Here is a 3,455-nt window from a genome sequence, read left to right as displayed (position 1 = left end):
TCGCGGCGCTCGATGTGTGGCCTAGTAATCTAAGCGAATATCGAGCAACAATGAGAAAAGTGCGCTCAAAAGAACCGTTCGGCAGCGCTAGATTGGGTTTTCTACTGTGTTAGCGGCTGTCTCACATAGAATAACTATGCCACACAGCCTCTGCCTTGTATAAAACCCAATCAAACTGCTGCAAAAACGAACTTGAAAGATTAACAGACCCTGCAATCAGTGCCTTGCAGTAACAGCTCAGTGGCAAATGAATGCCTGAATGTATGCGCCTTCACACGTTTGGGAATTGCAGCTAGCTGTACGGCCTCTCTAAGTTTTTTCCTAAAAGCGGAACCATGAATATGATGGCGACAAATATAACCATCATATGGATGAACACATCGTGTAGTGGAAGGGAATAAATATTGCCAAGAAAAGTCTTTAATCGCATTACCATATTTACGCATTAACGCAGGTGGTAATGACGTTAATCCATAACCTTGACTTAAATCCAACTGGTGTAACTTTTTTACTTTGTCGATTTGACAGCATATTGCATTGTTTAATGATTTTGGTAACAACGAATACCTGTCTTTACGCCCTTTCCCTCTAAATACAAAAACCATATTATTTTCAAGGTCTAGATCTTTTATTCTTAGGCTCAACGCTTCATTAATTCTAAGCCCACTACCGTATAAAATAGAAGCAATTAACCAATGAATTCCCTTCATTTTGTCAATAATACAGGTCGCCTCTTGATGCGTAAGTACGGTAGGCATCACTTGCTCTTTTTTTGTAAATGAATAATTGAGCCCACGTATTTCTTTTTTTACAACATAACGATATAAGAATATCAACGCACATAGCGCTTGATTTTGCGATGCAGGACTTACCTGACGATTTAAGGCTAAATGATTTAAAAATCGTTCTATCTCATGGTTTCCCATTTCATTTGGATGCCTCTTGTCATTAAATAAAATAAACGATCTTATCCAAAAGAGATAAACCTTTTCAGTTTTAATACTATAACGCCTTGTTCTTAGCTCAACCCTTACGGATTCTATAAATGGAGAATATCCCATAGCGCACCAGACACATAACTGTATATATATACAGTTATGTGTCGTGTTTCAGTTTTTATCAATCAAATGGCTCGTTATGTAAAATTTTTCTTGGCTCGATTATCTAAATTAAAATTGTAATTTACTGATATTATTAACTAAATATTTTGAAGTGAAAATATATAACGCGCCAATAGATACTCGATTAAGTAATGGCTCGTTTTTACAACGGTACTTTTAAATTGCTCGCATCAGAAACTATTGGTAACCTACGGAAATCATTAAATAAAAAACTTATTAGTCGGGAACTTTATGGATGTGGATAACTTCCTTAAATCGAAATGCGCACTAATAAGCTGTTAGCATTCAATATGAAATATCGAGTAATCATAAAAAGTATCGCACCATGTAGTTGCGAAAATGAAGGTGAAGCTGAGGTTTATTTCCCTGATTTCGATCTAACTATTCTCTGCTATTTCATTGGTAGTATCGATTGGTTTAAAAGCTGTTTTCCTCTCAACGAATTGAAAAATGCAGCTCTAAGATATTGGCATGCTGACTGGCAGTTAACGAATAAACAAACCAAATCTATCTCTAAAAGTGTTGTTGGCACTTACGATGGTTTCGAGTTAGACGAAGATAATGAAAAATTGTTTAAGATTAATTCGTTTCTTCCAATTTTATCTGACAATGAATTAGGCGATTATCAATTAGATGTGCCAGTGGGAAGCTGGGTTGAATCAACAGGGCAATTTGTTATCGAGGAAGTTGAATGCTAACAAGTTACTCAAAAGGACGTAAAACGCTTGGCTTGCGCTCCTTCGTCGCTAATTTTAGCCAAGCATTTTACGCCCATTAGTAAGGCGTTAGCTATAGGAATCTAGATGATCGAAGCTCATGATTTCGCTTCAGCCGATGAAATGTTCGAGTTTTTTTCTCCTTGGGGGGAAAGTTCAAACTTGGAGGGTTTCATTTTTAGGGGGCATAGCCAAGACTCTTATGAGTTGATTCCGACTGCATTAAGAAAAAATAATGTGGATTGGTTTTGGAAAACTTGTGGGTTAGGTAGACCGATTGAACCGCAGCACAACTGGCAGACTTGGCAAGTTAAAGGTGAGTATTCAGTTCTAAGAGCGTTTTATCGTTTAGCCGATCAAAGGGGTTTAGAGGTTCCGGTTTCTGAAAGAGTAAGGCTCAATCTTTCCCAAGAGTTTGATTTCCACGGCCTAAATAACCCGCATGAAAGTGATATATGGATTCCAAAAGATTTATTAGAAACTGCTGCTCTAGCGCAACATTACGGTATACCAACACGCTTACTCGATTGGACGTATGACATATTTGTTGCACTTTTTTTTGCACTGACAGGTGCAATTGAGAACGACGGGAAGCTAGAAATATGGGCATTAAACAAAGAGCATTTATCTTTTCTAAAACCAACAGTTAACAGAGTCAATATAGATTTTATAACGCCTCATTATGCTAACAATCCAAATTTGAACGCACAGAAAGGACTTTTTACTCATTGGCCAGTTCAATTACCATCAATGGTCAATGAAATGCAGCTTTTACAGAGCGGTCAGGTTGCTTTAGTGGATCGAAGGCCTCTAAATGCTCTTGTCGCCGAAAACTATAGAGGTGAAGAGAATATCCCCATATTCAAACGCTTTACATTGCCATGCTCTGAAGCAAAAAAAGGATGTAATATTCTATCTAAGTTAGGGTATGACGCAGCTAGAATATTCCCTGGTTATAACGGTGTGGCTGAGCATTTGTTAAACCAGCATAAATATAGCTAACAAACGGCTGCACCGGACAAATTTCCGCTGTCACCTTTTGTGCAAAAATACGCACAAAAGCCGCCATCAAAAATTTGCTCGGTGAGACGGGCGTTATGTGTATTGAGAGAGTCCAGTGTTTAGTTTTCTAAAGAAGAAAAAATGTGAACAATGCCGCTCTTGGAGAAGCAATAAATTAGTTAAGAATCCGCCTGAACTATCAACACTGATAAAGCGAATAAGCTCAGATGTTAATGACGGGAAGCTGATTGCACTTCCTCCGATAGAAGATGGGTTTCAAGAAGAGTTTCGGTTAGTGCCAAACAAAGCTCCATGGTCGGACATAATTCTAAATTATTTCGAATGTTCTAATTGCAAAGCTAGGTTTAAACTTTTTGCAGACACCTATCATGGTAGCAATAGAAACGGATGGTACAAAGAGTAATAATACACATAACACATATGAACCTTCTCGGGTCAAGTAAGCATAACGATTCTTTTTAGCTGCTTTTAAGCAGCTAATTTGTTTTAGCAATTGTTTAAATCTATTCAGCTTCGCTATGTCGGTTAGCCGTTAAAATCGTTTACGGCAAACACATATTGAGGGTCTCTTATTGCGAGCTCATCGCTGCCTAAA

The 3,455-nt window shown here is 37.9% G+C and carries 3 protein-coding genes; 2 read left to right on the top strand and 1 reads right to left on the bottom strand.

Annotation, left to right across the window (positions count from 1 at the left end; genetic code table 11):
• Positions 1–200: 200 nt before the first annotated feature.
• Entirely contained in the window at positions 201–1,061 is an 861-nt protein-coding gene (locus AN214_RS21565) for an integron integrase (protein ID WP_235576796.1), read from the bottom strand.
• Positions 1,062–1,411: 350 nt separating this feature from the next.
• On the opposite strand from AN214_RS21565, the gene AN214_RS21560 reads away from it, so the two are divergent.
• The gene (locus AN214_RS21560) at positions 1,412–1,819 is read left to right on the top strand and encodes a hypothetical protein (protein ID WP_152960842.1); all 408 of its coding nucleotides are present in this window, start codon (positions 1,412–1,414) and stop codon (positions 1,817–1,819) included.
• Between the two features lie 105 nt (positions 1,820–1,924).
• Positions 1,925–2,839: an FRG domain-containing protein gene (locus AN214_RS21555; RefSeq protein ID WP_054981596.1), complete on the top strand. Its 915-nt coding sequence runs from the start codon at positions 1,925–1,927 to the stop codon at positions 2,837–2,839.
• Positions 2,840–3,455: the final 616 nt, after the last annotated feature.

The organism is Pseudoalteromonas sp. P1-9 (assembly GCF_001399975.1).
GTDB lineage: Bacteria > Pseudomonadota > Gammaproteobacteria > Enterobacterales > Alteromonadaceae > Pseudoalteromonas.
The sequence above is the reverse complement of the archived record's forward strand: the minus strand, read 5'-3'. Positions and strand labels throughout refer to the sequence as shown.

Coding starts and splice junctions, on each gene's coding strand:
- AN214_RS21565 (WP_235576796.1), bottom strand. CDS start 1,061: ATGGGATATTCTCCATTTATAGAATCCGTAAGGGTTGAGCTAAGAACA.
- AN214_RS21560 (WP_152960842.1), top strand. CDS start 1,412: ATGAAATATCGAGTAATCATAAAAAGTATCGCACCATGTAGTTGCGAA.
- AN214_RS21555 (WP_054981596.1), top strand. CDS start 1,925: ATGATCGAAGCTCATGATTTCGCTTCAGCCGATGAAATGTTCGAGTTT.